This window comes from Chrysiogenes arsenatis DSM 11915, from assembly GCF_000469585.1.
Classification (GTDB): Bacteria; Chrysiogenota; Chrysiogenetes; order Chrysiogenales; family Chrysiogenaceae; genus Chrysiogenes; species Chrysiogenes arsenatis.
In genome coordinates this window covers 41176-57905 of sequence record NZ_AWNK01000007.1, presented here as the reverse complement: position 1 = coordinate 57905, position 16730 = coordinate 41176, and the positions used below count along the sequence as shown (strand labels likewise).

18 protein-coding genes are annotated in these 16730 nt (G+C 49.4%); 14 read left to right on the top strand and 4 right to left on the bottom strand.

Translation table 11 applies throughout. The features are described from left to right. Positions 1-33: 33 nt before the first annotated feature. From argJ to P304_RS0105750, 11 genes are all read left to right on the top strand, one after another. A complete protein-coding gene (gene argJ / locus P304_RS0105800) occupies positions 34-1224 on the top strand; it encodes a bifunctional glutamate N-acetyltransferase/amino-acid acetyltransferase ArgJ (protein ID WP_034764516.1) in 1191 nt (396 codons plus the stop codon). A 6-nt stretch (positions 1225-1230) separates the two neighbouring features. After that, a complete protein-coding gene (locus P304_RS0105795) occupies positions 1231-2178 on the top strand; it encodes a uroporphyrinogen-III synthase (RefSeq protein ID WP_027389764.1) in 948 nt (315 codons plus the stop codon). Further along, positions 2175-2543, top strand: coding sequence for a hypothetical protein (locus P304_RS0105790; RefSeq protein ID WP_027389763.1), 369 nt, complete (start codon positions 2175-2177; stop codon positions 2541-2543). Before P304_RS0105795 ends, P304_RS0105790 begins: the two co-directional genes overlap by 4 nt. 64 nt (positions 2544-2607) lie before the next feature. Further along, entirely contained in the window at positions 2608-3360 is a 753-nt protein-coding gene (locus P304_RS0105785) for a YebC/PmpR family DNA-binding transcriptional regulator (protein WP_027389762.1), read from the top strand. Next, positions 3357-3848 carry a crossover junction endodeoxyribonuclease RuvC gene (gene ruvC / locus P304_RS0105780; protein ID WP_027389761.1) on the top strand — a complete coding sequence of 164 codons (492 nt, stop codon included), beginning with the start codon at positions 3357-3359 and terminating at the stop codon, positions 3846-3848. Before P304_RS0105785 ends, ruvC begins: the two co-directional genes overlap by 4 nt. Then, a complete protein-coding gene (ruvA, locus tag P304_RS0105775; RefSeq protein ID WP_027389760.1) occupies positions 3845-4465 on the top strand; it encodes a Holliday junction branch migration protein RuvA in 621 nt (206 codons plus the stop codon). The genes ruvC and ruvA overlap by 4 nt, the downstream gene beginning before the upstream one ends. Further along, positions 4462-5805, top strand: coding sequence for a sigma-54-dependent transcriptional regulator (locus P304_RS0105770; RefSeq protein ID WP_027389759.1), 1344 nt, complete (start codon positions 4462-4464; stop codon positions 5803-5805). The genes ruvA and P304_RS0105770 overlap by 4 nt, the downstream gene beginning before the upstream one ends. A gap of 1 nt (position 5806) precedes the next feature. Then, positions 5807-7012 (top strand): lipoprotein-releasing ABC transporter permease subunit, encoded by a 1206-nt coding sequence (locus tag P304_RS0105765; protein ID WP_027389758.1) that lies wholly within the window; start codon positions 5807-5809, stop codon positions 7010-7012. After that, positions 7012-7674 carry an ABC transporter ATP-binding protein gene (locus P304_RS0105760; protein ID WP_034764429.1) on the top strand — a complete coding sequence of 221 codons (663 nt, stop codon included), beginning with the start codon at positions 7012-7014 and terminating at the stop codon, positions 7672-7674. The genes P304_RS0105765 and P304_RS0105760 overlap by 1 nt, the downstream gene beginning before the upstream one ends. A 2-nt stretch (positions 7675-7676) precedes the next feature. Then, complete coding sequence (locus P304_RS0105755) at positions 7677-8624, top strand: RluA family pseudouridine synthase (protein ID WP_027389756.1); 948 nt, start codon at positions 7677-7679, stop codon at positions 8622-8624. A 116-nt stretch (positions 8625-8740) separates the two neighbouring features. Further along, complete coding sequence (locus P304_RS0105750) at positions 8741-9187, top strand: universal stress protein (protein WP_027389755.1); 447 nt, start codon at positions 8741-8743, stop codon at positions 9185-9187. 97 nt (positions 9188-9284) lie between these two features. On the opposite strand, the gene P304_RS0105745 is transcribed toward P304_RS0105750, so the two are convergent. Both P304_RS0105745 and P304_RS0105740 read right to left on the bottom strand, forming a co-directional pair. Beyond that, positions 9285-10406, bottom strand: coding sequence for a PilT/PilU family type 4a pilus ATPase (locus P304_RS0105745; RefSeq protein ID WP_027389754.1), 1122 nt, complete (start codon positions 10404-10406; stop codon positions 9285-9287). Between the two features lie 12 nt (positions 10407-10418). Then, complete coding sequence (locus P304_RS0105740; protein WP_027389753.1) at positions 10419-11453, bottom strand: type IV pilus twitching motility protein PilT; 1035 nt, start codon at positions 11451-11453, stop codon at positions 10419-10421. A 300-nt stretch (positions 11454-11753) separates the two neighbouring features. Here P304_RS0105740 and P304_RS16595 point away from each other — a divergent pair, with 300 nt between their 5' ends. The 3 genes from P304_RS16595 (at position 11754) to P304_RS0105725 (ending at position 13608) form a co-directional block, all read left to right on the top strand. Continuing rightward, positions 11754-11987 (top strand): Rpn family recombination-promoting nuclease/putative transposase, encoded by a 234-nt coding sequence (locus P304_RS16595; RefSeq protein ID WP_084417566.1) that lies wholly within the window; start codon positions 11754-11756, stop codon positions 11985-11987. Next, positions 11977-12372, top strand: coding sequence for a hypothetical protein (locus P304_RS0105730; protein ID WP_027389752.1), 396 nt, complete (start codon positions 11977-11979; stop codon positions 12370-12372). Before P304_RS16595 ends, P304_RS0105730 begins: the two co-directional genes overlap by 11 nt. A 132-nt stretch (positions 12373-12504) precedes the next feature. Then, entirely contained in the window at positions 12505-13608 is a 1104-nt protein-coding gene (locus tag P304_RS0105725) for an AAA family ATPase (protein ID WP_027389751.1), read from the top strand. A 359-nt stretch (positions 13609-13967) separates the two neighbouring features. Here P304_RS0105725 and P304_RS17520 read toward each other — a convergent pair whose 3' ends face one another. Together P304_RS17520 and P304_RS0105715 are read right to left on the bottom strand one after the other, a co-directional pair. Then, the gene (locus P304_RS17520; protein WP_330216751.1) at positions 13968-14423 is read right to left on the bottom strand and encodes a prepilin-type N-terminal cleavage/methylation domain-containing protein; all 456 of its coding nucleotides are present in this window, start codon (positions 14421-14423) and stop codon (positions 13968-13970) included. A 163-nt stretch (positions 14424-14586) separates the two neighbouring features. Beyond that, entirely contained in the window at positions 14587-16713 is a 2127-nt protein-coding gene (locus P304_RS0105715) for a LamG-like jellyroll fold domain-containing protein (protein ID WP_027389749.1), read from the bottom strand. Positions 16714-16730: the final 17 nt, after the last annotated feature.

Genomic DNA, 16730 nt, shown 5'->3' with positions numbered 1-16730 from the left:
ATGAATCAATGTAACATTGTCTCAGCCGGAACCTTGCTTCCCAAAGGATTTTTCTCAGCCACCACATGCGCATCAGTCAAACCGAACAATACCACGCGCGACGATATGGCACTGATTTTTTCAAAAGTTCCCGCTACCGGAGCGGCGGTCTACACCACCAATAAAGTATTTGCCGCACCAATCACCGTATGCCGCGAATCCCTGAGCGATGGGCGCGCGCAAGCCATTGTTGTGAATAGCGGCAACGCGAATGCCGCAACGGGATCACAAGGGTTGCAGGATGCGCGGATGATGCGGCGCATCGCATCGGAAGCGCTTCAAATCAATGAACTGGATGTCCTTGTTGCCAGCACCGGTGTCATTGGCCTGCCACTGCCGATGGATCGCATGGTGCCCGCGATTCACACTATGGGAGCGAGTAAAATCGCGCCATACGACCCCCTAGTCGTTGCACAGGCCATACGCACCACCGACCTCTTTGAAAAACACGGCGCGACCTCTCTCCAAGTCGGCAACAAAGAAGTGATCATCAATGCCGTTTGCAAGGGAGCGGGGATGATTTGCCCCAATATGGCGACAATGCTTTGCTTTGTGCAAAGCGATGCGGCGCTGACCAAAGCCGCTGCCCAAAGCGCGCTACAAACAGCAGTTCACCGCTCCTTTAACCGCATTCTGGTTGATGGCGACATGTCCACCAACGATACCGTAACCCTGATGGCAAATGGGCTTTCCGGAGCACCAACCATCGACATTGGCACTCCGGAGTATACAATATTCACCGAAGCGCTCACCGCCTTGCTCGTCAAGCTCGGCAAAGACATTGTGCGCGATGGTGAAGGCTCTACCAAAGTGGTCAATATTATCGTGCAAGGCGCTGTGAATGACGACGATGCACAAATCGCCGCAAAATCTATTGCCAACTCAAACCTTTGCAAAACTGCTTTTTTTGGTTGTGACCCGAATTGGGGAAGAATTGCTGCCGCTGTGGGCTATTCCGGCGCGCAAATCGATCAAAACTCCTTTGATCTCTTTTTTGATCAGGTGCAAATCGTCCGCCAAGGCGTTGCACTGAGTGGTGACACCGAACAGCGTGCAGCGGAAGTGCTTCAAAAAGAGGAATTTACTATCCGCTTTGACCTCAACCTTGGCGACGGTATCGGCAATTACTGGTGCTCCGATCTGGGATACGAATATGTTAAAGTCAACGCCGACTACCGGACTTGATAGCGCATGTCACCAATGACACTTGCCATCGATCTTGGCTGGTGCGATGGAGTGCTTCCTGCCGCTGTCGCCCACCATTTTCCACATAATATCGCCTTTCACGACTGGGGGAGCTATCTTGTTTTCAAAACGCTCCATGCCACATTTAATGACGTGGAGTGGCGTGCCGATGGAGCCATTACCCTGACCCTCGCCAATGCGGAGTCATACCTTGGCGATCAAGCATGGCCATTGGTGGTAAATACGCGACCAGTCAGCCAATCGTGGAGCTTTACGCAGCGGCTCCTCCAGCATCACTACCGCGTCGCGGTGCTACCGGCAACGGAAACCCTCGGTTGCATATCACCTACCACACTGAGCGCACTTGCGTGGGAGAGCTACCAAGGCGTACTCTTTACCTCGCGCGAAGGGGTACGCTATCTGGCGCAGGCCTTTCCCGCCAACACGCCCAAACCTTCGGCCTTTGCTATTGGCGAATCAACCGCGGCGGCGTGTCGCAATGCCGGTTTTCCCGTTGCGTACACCGGCCAAACGGCTGAAGCGGAAGCCTTTGCCAGCGACATTATCCGTGACTTCCCAGCACGTGGCCGACTGCTCCTCGCCCAAGCTGCCAAAGGGCGACCCGTCCTGCAAACACTGCTCACCGAGGCAGGCTTTGTCGTAGACACTATCACCACACACGACAGTCACACCATCATTCATCCAATAAAGTTCCTCAGAGCGATTCTGGACAGCCACCCGTGTTGTATGGTATTTACTTCAAGCTATGCAGCGACGTCACTGCTCGGTCAGTTGCGACATTTCCCCACCGACCACTTGCCGCCACTTGTCACCATCGGGCCGCCAACTTCGCACAGTGTTGCCGTCTGTGGATACACCGTTACGGCGCAGGCCAGTCCTTATAATGTCGACGGATTACTCTCAGTTATTCCATCTTGTGGAGGTAGACCATGAAAAGATTCTGGATTGCACTACTTAGCCTTACTACTGCCGTACTGCTTCTGACAGGTATGGGGCCAGACATCGCGGGACCAAATGCCACGATCACCGATATCAACGGCACCACCGTAACCGTCGAAGGGTTGACGTACGACTATGCACCATTTGTAACCGGAAAACTCGGTTCAGGTGATGTTAGAGTCGAGCTGAACAAAGTCGATACGCTTATCGTGCATGATGGGCATCTCGTGGTAAACACGTATGGTACAACAATTGAAATGGGGCTTGCAAAAGGGAACTTTAGTGGCAAAACCGGTTTTGGCAGTTACACTATTCCTGCCAGCCAAGTGAAGGAAATCAAGGTAAAAACTTCACGCTAAACACGGCACGAACTTCAACAGTATGATAACGACGATGATATTTTCTCCGGAGGAACACTGAGTTATGGCAGGTCATTCGAAATGGGCCAACATCAAGCACCGCAAAGGGGCGCAGGATGCACGGCGCGGCAAAGCCTTTACAAAAGTTGCAAAAGAAATCTCTATCGCTGCCCGTGATGGTGGCGCTGACCCAAACTTTAACCCTCGTTTGCGCCTTGCCCTGGCCAAAGCCAAGTCGGTCAACATGCCGAACGATAACGTTTCACGTGCCATTAAGCGTGGTATTGGTGGCGAAGATGGTGCTCATTACGAAGAGATCACCTATGAAGGATATGCCCCTGGCGGGATTGCTGTACTAGTGCAGTGTTTGACTGACAATCGCAACCGTACCGTTGGTGACGTCCGGTTTATCTTTACCAAACGTGGCGGATCACTCGGCGAAAGCGGTTGCGTGGGATGGATGTTCAAGCGCAAAGGGGTTATCACCATCCCGGAAGAGGGGATTGACGAAGAAGAATTCATGCTGCAAGCCCTCGAACTCGGCGCCGACGACGTAGTACATGAAGACGAAATGTACGAAGTCACCACAACGCTGGAAAACTTTATGGCGGTCAAAGAAGGGCTGGAAGCCGCAGGGATCGCGCTTGAAAGTGCAGAACTCGCCTATGTGCCGGATACAACCGTAACTATTGACGACGAAAAAGTCGCACAGCAAGTACTCGCCCTGAATGAAGCACTGGAAGACAACGACGACGTGCAAGATGTCTACATGAATTTTGATATCTCCTCGGATATCATGGAAAAAATCAGCGGGTGATACTGCTCGGCATTGATCCAGGCTCGCGCGCAACTGGCTACGGGGTGATTCGCCTGCAGGGGAATCACCTGCGCCACATCGCCCATGGTGCCATTCGCACCAACGACAAGGACACTTTTCCGCAAAGACTTCACGTGTTGAATAAAGGCCTGCAAGCTGTGATCAGGGAATACCAACCGCAGAGTGCTTGCATCGAAAACCTGTTTCTCTCGCAAAATCCACAGTCGGCACTCAAGCTTGGGCACGCCCGTGGCGTACTGATCCTCACCTGCCTGCAAGAGGGAGTTGAAGTCGTGGAACTTTCCGCTTTACAAATCAAACAAAGCGTGACCGGATATGGGAAAGCTCCCAAAGAACAGGTGGGAAAGATGGTGACTATGCTGCTTGGCCTCTCCAATCCTCCAACCTCGGCAGACGCCGCGGATGCGCTAGCTGGAGCCATCGCCCTTTCGCAAATCCTCCAGACACAACAACGGATTGCCAGATGATCGCTTTTTTACAGGGGATATGGAGCCATCCGTATGGTGAACGTGGCGTCGTCATGACCTCTGGCGGTGTTGGCTATGAAGTCTTCGTTACCACCGATACTGCGCTGACAACCCGTGCTGGCGACGAAGTGGCGTTTTACATCTACACCGCCGTCAAAGAAGATGCTATTACCCTGTACGCCTTTCAGAACGCCACACAAAAAGAGATGTTCCTGCACCTCATTAAAGTATCGGGCGTCGGCGCGCGCACCGCGCTAGCGGCGCTTTCAACCTTATCTCCTGCGGCCTTGCATCACGCCATCATTCACGGCGACATCGCCACCGTCCAGCGCGTGCCGGGCGTCGGGCGTAAAATGGCAGAAAAAATCATTGTCGAACTCAAAGGCTCGTTGCCGCCCCTGTCACCCGCTGCCACGATAGGAAACAGCGATGGCCAACCCCGTTCACCTCGCCCCGTCTACACCAGCGAATTGACCGACGCCATTGCGGCACTGGTCGCGCTGGGACTAAAACCCAATGACGCCGAAAATCGTGCCCAGAACGCCCTCGCGCAGGGAGCCACCGAAAGCGCCGCCATCATCCGCTTGGCACTCCAAGGGTTGGGTGGAACGCCATGAGTGCCCGCATTCTGATTGTTGACGACGAACCATCGATCTGCGAAATCCTCACCGATATCGTGCAGGACGAAGGGTATACCGCCCAAGCGGTGCAAAGTGGCGAAGCGGCGCTCGAGATTTTCCACCAATTTCGCCCCGATGTGATCCTGCTTGACGTCTGGCTTGGCGGTATTGACGGCATCACTACCCTCAAAAAACTCAAACAGCTGAATCCCGCCGTTGGCGTGATCATGATGAGCGGTCACGGCACCATTAACACTGCCGTCAAAGCGACGCGCGACGGTGCCTATGACTTTATCGAAAAGCCCTTTACGATGGAGAAAATCCTCCTCGTTATCCGCAACTTTCTCGATATTGCGCAGGTTTCGCGCTCGCTGGTCAAACCAGCCATCGTGTGCCCACCAATTATTGGCTCCTCTGCCGCCATCCGCCAACTCGACGATACCATAGCCCGCGTCGCGCCATCCAACGGGCGTGTGCTGATTCAGGGTGAAAATGGCACTGGCAAAGAATTGATTGCGCGACAAATCCACCTGCGCAGCAAACGTGCGGAACACCCCTTTATCGCGATTAACTGCGCCGCCATTCCCGAAGAACTCATTGAAAGCGAACTGTTCGGCCATGAAAAAGGAGCCTTTACCGGCGCACACCAACTCAAAACCGGGAAATTCGAACACGCGCATGGTGGGACGCTTTTTCTGGATGAAGTAGGCGATATGTCGCTTAATATGCAAGCCAAACTCTTGCGTGTGCTGGAAGAGCGAGCCATTACCCGTGTTGGTGCGCTGGCGGTGATTCCGGTCGATGTGCGCATCATCGCTGCGTCAAATAAAAGACTCATGGATTTGGTTGAGCAAGGCGACTTTCGCCAAGACCTTTTTTACCGCCTGAGTGTTATTCCGATAGACGTTCCACCCCTGCGGCAACGCACGTCAGATATCCCCCTCTTGGCGGAACATTTTCTGGCACAAGTATGCGCTGAAGAGGGTATTGCCCCGCGCACAATGAGCGCCGATGCGATGGCGTTATTGATGAGCGCCGCGTGGCCGGGCAATGTGCGGCAACTGAAAAACGTCATCGAACGGATGACCATCATGTCGCCCAACGTGGTGATTGGCGTGGCCGATATTCCCACCGATTTATTGCAAGCCGAGTCAGGGAGCACGCTATCCAATACGGATGAAGTTGACTTGCGCCGCGCGCGCGAACAATTTGAAAAACGTTTTATCGAAGAAAAACTGGTGCAATGCGATCAAAACATTACCCGCGCCGCAGAGCTGATGGGTATTGACCGCGTCCACCTACATAAAAAATTAAAGCTTTATGGAATAAGGAAGTAACATGTACGAACTCACCATCGCGTGGCGTAACCTTCGTGGTCGCAAAAAAGAAAAGTTTATTTCCTTTATCAGCCTTATGAGCGTGATTGGTATTGCCATTGGCGTTGCGGCATTGATCATCGTTATCAGTGTGATGAAGGGTTTTGAAATAGAGCTGCGCGAAAAAATCCTCGGTGCCTCGTCGCACCTGATGGTCACCAGCTACGATGGTGTGATCACGGAATTTGCTCAACTCGAACAGGCTATTGCGCGCATTCCGGGGATCGATTCCGTCAACGGTGTTTTGTACAGCTCCATGATGATTATGGGGCAAAAAAACATCAGCGGCATGCTCGTGAAAGGGGTTGAGCCTGAAGGGTATGACTACCTCAACCGCTATATCGTGCGCGGCTCGCTGGCCGATCTACGCACACCGAACTCCATTATTCTTGGCGAAAAGTTAGTCGAAAAATATGCCCTTGTGGTAGGCGATCCCGTCAGCGTGCTGGCTCCATCTGGACGGATCGGCCCTTTCGGCAGCATTCCGAAACGGGGACAATTGATCCTCGTCGGCGTGCTCCGCACCGGTATGTATGAATACGATAACTCATTAGCCTTTTCTTCCATCGACACCATGACGGAATTTGGCGGCTATAGCGAACGCTACGTGAACTCGCTGGAAATACGGGTGCAGGATATTTTCAATACACAGCTTTTTATTCCCCAAGTACGCGAAGCGATCGGCCCATATTATTCCATCCGCGACTGGAGCGAGCTGAATTCAACCCTTTTCAGCGCCCTGAAACTTGAACGGGTCAGTATGTTCCTGATTCTCTGTATTATCGTGATTGTCGCGTCGTTTAACATCATCAGTACTCTCGTGATGATGGTGATGGAAAAAACGCGAGAAATCGGCATTTTGATGTCGATGGGGGCAACCCGTCGTAGTATTCAGAAAATATTTTTCTTGCAGGGGATTATCATCGGCAGCGTTGGAACGCTGGCGGGAACACTCTTTGGCGTAATCCTCAGTTTACTCCTCAAGCGGTATCAATTTGTGAAACTCCCAGAAGACGTCTACATGCTCAACACCTTGCCCGTACAGCTTGAATGGCTCACCGTCATAACGGTCATTGCCGTTTCACTCGCTATTTCGATGCTCGCCACCTATTACCCATCGTTGCGGGCAGGGAAACTCCACCCTGTTGACGCACTCAGGAACGAATAATGCAGCCCAATACACCGATCCTTGAAGGGATCAACCTCAGCCGAATTTTTGCGAGCGGCAACGAATCACTCCGCATTCTGGGAGGCCTCAATCTGACGGTGAACGCCAGCGAGTTTGTGGCCATTACTGGCAAAAGCGGTTCGGGAAAATCGACACTTTTGCATCTTCTTGGCGGACTCGACCGACCAGACGAAGGGGATGTGAAGTTCCGTGGCGCCTCATTGTACATGATGAATGAAATTGAACTCGCCCGTTTTCGCAGTCAACACATCGGCTTTGTCTTTCAATTTCATCACCTGCTCGGCGACTTTAGTGCGCTGGAAAACATTGCCATGCCATCCATTATCGCGGGGAAACCACAGTGGGATTTTGCGCGTGAACTCCTTGACCGTATTGGACTTTCCGCACGTGCCAACCATATCCCGACCCAACTTTCTGGGGGCGAGCAACAGCGAGTCGCCATCGCACGCGCTATGGTCAACCGCCCTGATGTACTGCTGATGGATGAACCAACTGGAAATCTTGATGCCGAAAATTCTCATCGGATTTTTGATATGCTGCGCGAACTCTGCCAAAGTTATGGTGCTACCGCTATTGTGGTAACGCACAGCCTAGAACTGGCGGCACGTTGTGACCGTCAGATTACCATTAGTGCGGTGTGAGTATGGATCAACTCCACCTTCAGTATGAATTGACGACCAGCGAACGGCTCGATAAATACCTTGCGGACAATACCCCTATCACCCGTTCGGGCTGCGCACGGCTGATAGAAAACGGCCATATAACCGTCAACGGAGTTACCGTCACAAAGCCTTCAGCCAAGCTCCACGCAGGCTACGACATTACGGTTACCATTCCTGAGCCGGAGCACCTCAATCTCACCCCTGAAAACATCCCCCTTGATATCCGCTATGAAGATGAACACCTGTTGGTGATCAATAAACCAGCAGGATTAGTCGTTCATCCCGCGGCAGGCAACTGGAGCGGCACACTTGTCAACGGTTTACTCTATTATCTGCACAATGATATCTCTCCCATCGGCGGCGTGCTCCGTCCTGGGATCGTGCATCGACTCGATAAGGATACATCTGGGTTGATGATAGTTGCCAAAAGCGAAGCCGCGCACCTCCGGCTGGTCGAAATGTTCAGCAATAAAGAAATCGAGCGGCACTATCTCGCGCTCGTTCACGGGAAACCGCAGGATAGCGGTACAATCAGCGGCAACATCGGGCGCGACCCGCGTGACCGTAAGAAAATGGCGATTGTCGAGGCTCCACTCGGAAAACATGCGATTACCCATTACACCACCCTAGAGCGATTTTTAATCGACCAGCACCCCGCAACCTACATCCGCTGTCAACTTGATACTGGGCGCACGCACCAAATCCGAGTGCACTTGCGCAGCATCCATGCCCCACTGATCGCCGATGAACTCTATGGATATGGTACTGAAAAGCGGTGGGTCACGTTGCGCCGTCAAGCATTGCATTCTGCTACCGTCCGTTTTCACCATCCTATTCATGGCGAATGGCTCGAATGTCACGAACCACTCCCTGAGGACATGGAAAAGCAGCTCAACTGGTTGCGGCAGGCATCGCCATTTGGCCGCTAAATCATCAGATGAAAGGGGCTTTTCTTCAATTGAACGCTTTTTCTCGACTTTTTTCACAATTGGTCGTACTTTTTCGGTGTGAGCATGATGAGTTCAAGGAATAAAAGGAGTACCCCATGTTAGATTTCAAAAAAATACTGCTCCCCGTTGACATGAGCGATTTTTCCCTGCAAGTCGCGGAAGAAGCTGTCAACTTTGCCGAAAAAGTTGGTGCCCAGGAAATCATCATTCTAAGCGTCGTGAATGTGGTGAATTACTCACAAAGCTACATCAACGCTATCGACTTTGATCAAATGAATTCCACTATTCAGCGCCACTTCAGCAAAGAACTTGATAAGCTGACAGAATCGCTTAAAGGGAAGAAAATTCCAGTTAGAAGCCTGATTCTGGAAGGCAACCCGTACGCAGAAATTGTGGATTACGCAGAAAAAAATGACGTTGACCTCATCATCATCGGCTCACATGGGTATACTGGCATTGATCGTTTTCTCCTTGGCAGTGTTGCCGAACGAGTTGTACGCAAAGCCAAATGCCCAGTCCTTACGGTACGCATGAAGGGCTAAATCCCCTTTCCTTTCAAGCAAAACAGCCGAGCGGATTTTACCCCCGCCCGGCTGTTACTGTTTTGGCCGCATACCTCATTGCAAGTGGACGAAACCGCTACGTGCTTTCCAGCGAAAAGCTCATTCCACCGCTCGACGATCCACCTTGCTTTTGTGAGCTTTCATGAAGTTTGACCATCAAGCGCACTTCATTGGGCGAATCGGCATTACGCAGCGCTTCTTCAAGAGAAATCTCTCCATCTCTGTGAAGGTTAAAAACAGCCTGATCAAAGGTTTGCATTCCATGCTCTGCCGATTTCTTCATCAACTCTTTAATTTGATGCACTTCCCCTTTATGGATCAGATCCGCCATCAGCGGCGTGTTGAGTAAAATTTCAATTGCCGCACGGCGCCCTTTACCCGAAACATGGGGAACCAGACGTTGCGCAATAACACTTTTGAGGTTCAGCGATAAGTCCATCAACAATTGACTCCGGCGCTCTTCGGGGAAAAAGTTGATAATCCGGTCAAGTGCCTGATTCGCATTGTTCGCGTGAAGGGTAGCAAGACACAGGTGACCGGTTTCGGCAAAAGCTACCGCATGTTCCATCGTTTCGCGATGACGGATTTCCCCAATCAGGATGACATCCGGCGCCTGACGTAACGTATTGACAAGCGCGCTTTCGAACGTATCGGTATCAATGCCCACTTCGCGCTGCGTGATAATGCACCCCTTGTGCTGATGGACAAACTCTATCGGGTCTTCAATCGTAACGATATGGCCGCTACTATTGGTATTACGATAGTCGATCATAGCCGCTAACGACGTTGATTTCCCCGAGCCAGTACCACCAACAAACAGCACAATCCCCCGTTTCGTCATCGCCACTTCTTTCAATATAGGCGGCAGATTAAGCGTATCAAATGAAGGGATTTGCGTTTCGATTTTCCGAACCACCAATCCAACGCTATTGCGCTGCTTAAAGACGTTGATGCGAAAACGCCCGATGCCGTCCCTGGCAATCGCAAAGTTACATTCGTGTGTACTTTCAAACTCGGTAATCTGGGCGGGCGACATGATGGCATAGGCCAGCGCCTGCGACTGCTCCGCCGTCAGGGGCGTTGCTGATACTTGTTTCAGTTGCCCACTGACTTTAACGCTTGGCGGCGCTTCGCTGGTGATGAACATGTCGGAACCGTTGTGTTCAACCATGTATCGCAGGAGTTCGTTGAATTCCATTGAAGTATCTCCTTAAAAGCTATCTTTATGCGCCGCTTTCAGGCGTGCTTCGGCTTTTGTCACGATCCCTTTTTGAACAAGCCCCGTCAAGCACTGATCCAACGTCTGCATCCCTACCGCCTGGCCGGTTTGGATCGTGGAATACATTTGCGGCACTTTATCTTCGCGAATCAGGTTGCGAATAGCCGGAGTTCCCAACATGATTTCGTGTGCAGCAACCCGTCCTCCGCCAGTTTTCTTCAACAGCGCTTGCGAAATGACCGCACGCAGCGATTCAGAAAGCATCGAACGAACCATACTCTTTTCCGCCGCCGGGAATACATCGACAATACGGTCAATAGTTTTCGCTGCCGAGCTTGTGTGAAGCGTGCCGAAAACAAGATGTCCGGTTTCAGCAGCGGTTAAAGCAAGACGGATGGTTTCCAGATCGCGCATTTCACCGACAAGGATGACATCAGGGTCTTCCCGCAAAGCAGAACGGAGAGCGTCAGCAAAACTGTGCGTATCGCGGTGCACTTCGCGTTGGTTGACAAGGCATTTTTTACTTTCATGAACAAATTCAATGGGGTCTTCAATCGTCAAGATATGCCCATATTCACTGTTGTTTTTATAATCGATCATCGCAGCAAGCGTAGTCGATTTCCCAGATCCGGTCGGACCCGTTACTAAAACAATCCCGCGGGGGTTATCAGCTATTTCACGGAAAATCTGTGGGCAATTGAGTTGTTCAAGGGTAAGAACCGTCGAAGGAATAGTGCGGAAAACAGCACCAGCACCACGGTTGTGATGGAAGGCATTCACGCGAAAACGAGCAAGCCCCTGAATTTCAAAAGAAAAATCAGCTTCCAGCTTCTCTTCGTAATCGCGGCGCTGCTTGTCGTTCATAATATCGAACAACAACGTGTGCGTCTCTTTATGGTCAAGCGCAGGAACATTGATACGCCGCACATCACCATCAACGCGAATCATGGGTGGAAGCCCTGCCGAAAGGTGTAAATCTGATGCACCACTTTTCACACTAAACGCCAGCAATTCGGTGATATCCATGTGAGCCTCCTGTGTAAGATCAAATCACTCTACCCTATAATTGTGCCGCTGACACACATTGAAACGTACGCTTTACACCAGCAAAATTTAGCAGACTTCAGCGGAAAAGCAACCTCTCATCACTGGTTGGCGCGACAAAGGGCAGACGCAGAAGTCTGCCCTTACAGGAAAGCCGAAGGATTTTTTTGTAGGGGCGATCCTGTGTGATCGCCCTCTTGCAATCTGCACCCCTTGGCAAAAGCAGTGCATATTTCTTTTCCGGTTGTCAGAGAGAGCGTTCCCCCTCTATACTCCTTTGTCATGAACCAGCACAACCCCACACACAATCCACATGATCACTTTTTTAAAAGGCTGATGAGCGACCCAAAAAATCTGCGTGATTTTATTCGTGGCTTTTTGCCACACGAAATTGTAGCGCACATAGATATCAACACTATTATCCTGAAAGATCGGGAACATCTAACCAAAAAATACCGCCGTTTTCACCTCGACCTAGTGGTGGAATGCCAACTCGCGGGGCGTGATGCAACTTGACGAACAAAGCCGCCTGTTTATTTTTGAATACGTGGTAACCAGTAAAGAAGTCGAACCGGAAGCGTTCATAGAAACTATCAAAAGAATTGGGGGTACTGATATGCCGACAATAGCAGAACAATGGGTACAACGCGGAGTACAACAGGGGATGCAACAGGGGATGCAACAGGGGATGCAGCAAGGAATACAGCAAGGGCGATTAGTCGGGCTGCTGGAAGGAAGCCGCAATACCTTGCGTACGCTCATTGGTCGTAAATTCGGTAAGGTTCCGCGTAAAGTGGATGCACGTATTGAACAGTCAGACTTCGACGCATTGCAACGGTATCTTGGGAATGTGATTGATGCGGCCAGTCCAGAGGAAGTTGTTGAACTCAAGCCGCACTAGGAACGAAAGGGCAGACACATAGGTCTGCCCCTACGAATATCGGAAAACATCAAATTTCTCTTGATTAAAAAACACGCCTCACATATATACCTCCAAGTATAATACCTATGAGTATAAAAAATCGAGGCTAGCGTGATACGAAAACCCTTTCACTACGGCGGCACCGTTGGCAAACTACATTTCTGCAATAGAACCATCGAAATAAATGAGCTGAAAGCCGATCTCGACTCAGGATTAAACCTACTCCTCTATGCTCCAAGAAGATTTGGCAAAACATCTCTTGTACTGCATACACTGAAGCAGACCGATTATCAGTATATATTTTTAGACTTTATGAGCATTGTAGATGAGCATGAGTTCATCAATGAATACTTCAATGCCATAGCAAAAAGCCTTAACACCACCGCAGATAAAGTCGTCGATTTTTTTAAGAAAATCCTAAAAATAACGCCAAACATTTCTGTCAATTTTGACATCAACGGCGCACCATCTTTCAAGCTCAACTTTTTACACAGCGAGAACAAAATTGTTCTCAAAGAAGTGCTCGAACTCCCCTATCTGTACGCAAAACACCACAAGAAAAGAGTAGTGGTGATATTTGACGAGTTTCAAGAAGTGGTCAATCTGGGCATTGAAGACAAACTCAGATCAGTGCTCCAACATCATGAAGACCTCGTTTCGTACCTGTTTTTAGGGAGTAAAAAGTCTATCATGACGAATCTTTTTTTCAATAGTACAAAACCCTTTCATAAATCAGTCAAACACCTACCAATCAATGCCATAGAAGCTCAACACTGGCAGAGCTATATTCAGGAAGGTTTTGCAACTCATAAAAAAACAATAGCGCCAGCGCATATCGATGCCATTCTAGCCGTATCAAAAGGATTTCCATACTACACACAACAAATCGCAAGCGAGCTTTTTAATGGCGTGGAGAAACATGTCGCGGATGACAGTGTCGCTGAAGCAGTAACAGCTCTTTTAGAGAAAGAGGAAGATCTATTCCTGAACGAATGGAATCGCCTCAGTCAACAGCAAAAAAAAGCGTTGAAATTTTTGATCCATTTTGGCGGAGAAAATATTTACCAAAAAGAGAAAATGGAGACGTTCAACTTCACAAGCTCATCACTCAAAAAAGCGGTAGAAGGGTTAGTGGCAAAAGATGTAATTGACATGAAACAGCATTGCTACTATTTGCAAGATCCATTGTTTGAGCTTTTCCTGAAGAGAATGTAAGGAAATGGTTTTCAGTGGTGCCATTTTGTTTGATATTTCGTAGAGGCAATCCAATGTGATCGCCCTTTTCAGCCAGCACCCCTCAGAGAAACCGGTGGATGGCCATATGAAAAAAGGGGCAGACACATTGGTCTGCCCCTACGGGAAATTCAAAGGATTTTACGATACCTAACTGAAACGTGATGCCATTTTGTTTGCTCTTTTGTCGGGGCGATCCTGGGTAATCGCCCTTTTGTTTAAAATGGGTGTCCTGTTACTGCTACTTGTGTGGTGGCATTTCTTGGCGAAATCTGCGAATGGCCATGTAAAAAGGCAGACCAATTGGTCTGCCTTAAAAAATCCAAAAATGTTACAAGACTTTAGTTGCAACCCGTTGATACTACCGTTACGGTCGGCACTGCGCCCGCTGATGCCGCAGCAGTATAATTGACTCTGCAATCGGCTGGAGTTGCGTAGCCAATCCAAGCTTCGTTAGTGTCTAAACCTGAAAGATCCATAGCTTTTGCGAGTTCTCCAGCATTACTTGCATAGCCGTATGCTAGACTAATTGTAGAACTATTAACCTCTACCGTATCGCCTGTTGCAGCCATTTTACTTTGAACACGAGCTTTAGCATGAATCATACTGTTAGTTGATTTCATTGCAGCCGCTGTACCTTCGAGAACTGATGTTTTTGCATCACTTCCTAAGTCCACAAACTGTGGTACAGCCACAGCCGCCAAAATACCCAAGATCACAATAACCATGATCAATTCAATCAGCGTAAAACCCTTTTGACGTTTCTTGTTCTTCAACTCTTCCATTTGCTGTTTCATTGAGAATCTCCTCCTCATTCTATTTTCTCCGCGAAGCCTTCACCACGCCTTCCGGTCTCTGGCGCTTCACGAACCAAACCGCGAGTGCCTCGCGTTTGTTATTAGCTTGAGATGTTATCATAGGCGTTTAAGGCGTGCAATGCCCCTTTTTCTGCGCAAAGAATTATTCGTAGCCAATTTTCTGCGACTCATACAAATACGCGATGTTGCTGTTGGTCAACACTTGCGGATACAGTGCACCATTGCCTAATTGACCAATAAAGTAGTGGGCGTACACGCTCGGGCTGGCATTATGTGCTCCCACAGTCAAAAGCAAACTATTGGAAAGGCTTGCACTCGTCACGGTACTATCCGAGTGCACTTTCAGGCCATTTTGAATGACTTTATTGACGTAAAGGCGCATTTGAAAGGGAATTACTGTGTCAACAGTATTTCGATCAAGCACTGCTGCCACGTGGTGCCACTGTCCAGCGGACAGTGGAATATCAGACCGAATCGAGCGTACGAACGCTGGCGTCTGCACTTGGAAAACAAGATACCCTTCACTGTCAATCAAGAGCGTATACCCAACTTCTCCGTCCATGCCTCCTTTAGAAACAACTGCCTGCACCTGACCAAAACTCGTAGGGGATAGCCACAGCGCCAGCGTCATATCGTCAAGTGTATCAAGATCACCCTTTGCTGCAGGCTCAAAGACAATCTGATTTGTGCCGGTAAACTCTTGGGTATCCAGCAAAAGCTGAAGTGCTGCGACAGAACCACCCGACTCACCACCATTTCCACCTTCTCCTTGCGAACTACAGGTGAATGTCCAGTTTTCAGAACCGTAATTTGATGGAACGAAATGAACCTGCATACCGTTCCAAGTTGTTACTGTCCCCTCCGATGAAATGTACGCCCCGACAAGTCTATTTTCATTACCAAACCTAATATTTCCCTTACTAAAAATTGTCCCAAACCAACTATTTTCATTATTAAATGTGACATTTCCATGAGTCTCCATATATACCCGTTCAGCATAAGGTGCTAGGGATGCCTTAATATGGCGACCTGCATCCACTATCTTTTCATACTCTGAATCATTGTCCACCTTAACAAATACATTAAACGAGCTACCAAATACTGCATCATTAACAACGAAAATATTGATGTCACCGCTAGAAATGTCGAGGTACATTGATGCTAAGTTATTATTAGCATTTATTCTATTAAACCAATAGTTACCAGCGCTAAGATAAAGCTTGCTTTCTCCACCGACCCCTACATCTCCATAGCTACCCTCTGTAAGCGTTCTATCTGTTTGCCATTGTGCGGGATAATTGCTTCCTCCTGCAGTGAAAGTTGCGTGTTCGGGTATGCACATTTCAGGGCATGCTTCTGGTGGAGTTGGAGCAATAAGGGGTAGTGATGATGGTGGTGTATTGGGGTGCTTAGTGCCGCTGACATTCACATTAGATCCTATACTCTGTGCGGCAAAGGCATCACCCGTAATGCTTGATGAAGTATTTGAGATAACCCCGTTAGCTACCACGTCGCCAATAATGGCTGTATTCCAGCCAAAAGTTACCCCACCACCGTTTGCATGCACATCACCAGTAACACGAACATTTGATGATTTAAACTCAACACTACCACCCGCGTAAATAGAGCCAACCAGAATTACTCCACTCGCGAGCGTCACATTCCCAGCGGCATGAATGTCAGTGCCTTCTTCGAGTTGCACATTAGACCCTAAAGTCACATTGCCAGCAGAATATATATTACCCTTGACCGTTGCAGAACTTGATCCAACCGTAACTGACGAACCATGTGAATGAATGTCGCCCCCAACTACCGCGCCATTATTCATATCTACCAAGCCGATAGCACATATGTTTTTACCAATCTTGGTTGCACTCCCGAGAGTTACTTTCCCTGTTGCCGTTATGCCCCCTGTTATCTCTACACCCGATCCATTCGTTACAATATCGTGCCCTGCGGCATTGCCATTTATTTTATTACTACTTGTAATAGTGAAAGTTCCCGAAGACTTCCCCTGCGTCAGTTGCAGCGTCGGCCCACCAATTGGTGATGGCGGTGGCTCTTCCTCACCTGGCACATTCGGAATTTCACTATCCGGAAATGCGGGATAGCGCTTCTTCACCTGATCCAGCGTTGCACTCAGTGTATCGACTCCGCCTTTACTGGTATTTGTAAAAACAGAAGTGATAGCAATTCCCAGCGCAGCAACCACCACAATCAAAAAAATCGCCACCACCAAGAGTGAACCGCTTTGATGTTTGAACTTCATTTCCTCGCTCCCGATCC

Bases quoted from the DNA above. Each gene is read 5' to 3' on its own strand.
- P304_RS0105795 (WP_027389764.1), top strand. From the start codon at position 1,231: ATGTCACCAATGACACTTGCCATCGATCTTGGCTGGTGCGATGGAGTG.
- P304_RS0105790 (WP_027389763.1), top strand. From the start codon at position 2,175: ATGAAAAGATTCTGGATTGCACTACTTAGCCTTACTACTGCCGTACTG.
- P304_RS0105785 (WP_027389762.1), top strand. From the start codon at position 2,608: ATGGCAGGTCATTCGAAATGGGCCAACATCAAGCACCGCAAAGGGGCG.
- ruvA (WP_027389760.1), top strand. From the start codon at position 3,845: ATGATCGCTTTTTTACAGGGGATATGGAGCCATCCGTATGGTGAACGT.
- P304_RS0105770 (WP_027389759.1), top strand. From the start codon at position 4,462: ATGAGTGCCCGCATTCTGATTGTTGACGACGAACCATCGATCTGCGAA.
- P304_RS0105765 (WP_027389758.1), top strand. From the start codon at position 5,807: ATGTACGAACTCACCATCGCGTGGCGTAACCTTCGTGGTCGCAAAAAA.
- P304_RS0105760 (WP_034764429.1), top strand. From the start codon at position 7,012: ATGCAGCCCAATACACCGATCCTTGAAGGGATCAACCTCAGCCGAATT.
- P304_RS0105755 (WP_027389756.1), top strand. From the start codon at position 7,677: ATGGATCAACTCCACCTTCAGTATGAATTGACGACCAGCGAACGGCTC.
- P304_RS0105750 (WP_027389755.1), top strand. From the start codon at position 8,741: ATGTTAGATTTCAAAAAAATACTGCTCCCCGTTGACATGAGCGATTTT.
- P304_RS0105745 (WP_027389754.1), bottom strand. From the start codon at position 10,406: ATGGAATTCAACGAACTCCTGCGATACATGGTTGAACACAACGGTTCC.
- P304_RS0105740 (WP_027389753.1), bottom strand. From the start codon at position 11,453: ATGGATATCACCGAATTGCTGGCGTTTAGTGTGAAAAGTGGTGCATCA.
- P304_RS16595 (WP_084417566.1), top strand. From the start codon at position 11,754: ATGAACCAGCACAACCCCACACACAATCCACATGATCACTTTTTTAAA.
- P304_RS0105730 (WP_027389752.1), top strand. From the start codon at position 11,977: ATGCAACTTGACGAACAAAGCCGCCTGTTTATTTTTGAATACGTGGTA.
- P304_RS17520 (WP_330216751.1), bottom strand. From the start codon at position 14,423: ATGAAACAGCAAATGGAAGAGTTGAAGAACAAGAAACGTCAAAAGGGT.
- P304_RS0105715 (WP_027389749.1), bottom strand. From the start codon at position 16,713: ATGAAGTTCAAACATCAAAGCGGTTCACTCTTGGTGGTGGCGATTTTT.